Origin of the sequence: Corynebacterium tuscaniense (assembly GCF_008693065.1) — a bacterium.
Taxonomy (GTDB): Bacteria; Actinomycetota; Actinomycetes; order Mycobacteriales; family Mycobacteriaceae; genus Corynebacterium; species Corynebacterium tuscaniense.
This window is the reverse complement of sequence record NZ_VXKH01000159.1, coordinates 1-705: the sequence shown is the minus strand read 5'-3', so window position 1 is coordinate 705 and position 705 is coordinate 1. Positions and strand designations below refer to the sequence as shown.

Here is a 705-nt window from a genome sequence, read left to right as displayed (position 1 = left end):
GGCCGCGAGACCCCGGTGGAGCTGTCGCCGACCGAGATCGAGCGCAGCTCCTAAAAAGTGATTTTGTGCAGGGCGCACGGTGTTCTAAACTGGAACGTCGTGCGCCTTTGGCGTGCGTATAAGAAAACGTTTCATCCTCCGGTGGCCCACTGAAGGTGAGCATCCGGACGGGATCCCGTTATTCATCGTGGCGGACATCCCGGTAACACAGGAAAGAGGTAATTCGATGGCTCCTAAGAAGAAGGTATCCGGCTTCATCAAGCTGCAGATCGAGGCAGGCGCCGCTAACCCGGCACCGCCAGTTGGCCCGGCACTGGGTGCCCACGGCGTCAACATCATGGAGTTCTGCAAGGCTTATAACGCCGCTACCGAGAACCAGCGTGGCAACGTGGTTCCGGTTGAGATCACCGTCTACGAGGACCGTTCCTTCGACTTCAAGCTGAAGACCCCGCCGGCAGCTAAGCTGCTGCTCAAGGCCGCTGGCATCAAGAAGGGCTCCGGCGTCCCACACACCGACAAGGTCGGCTCTGTGTCTTGGGATCAGTGCAAGGAAATCGCAGAGACCAAGTTTGCGGACCTGAACGCACGTGACATCGAGAACGGCGCTCGCATCATCGCCGGTACCGCCCGCTCCATGGGCATCACCGTTGATGGCGCACCGGAGAAGTAAAAACTTTATGTGGTAGGGCAAGCTACGGCCCGCCG

General features: G+C 59.3%; 1 protein-coding gene. It reads left to right on the top strand.

The window, feature by feature from the left end:
* The first annotated feature begins 226 nt into the window (after positions 1-226).
* Positions 227-670 (top strand): 50S ribosomal protein L11, encoded by a 444-nt coding sequence (rplK, locus tag F4V54_RS11030; RefSeq protein WP_005327961.1) that lies wholly within the window; start codon positions 227-229, stop codon positions 668-670.
* Positions 671-705 lie beyond the last annotated feature (35 nt).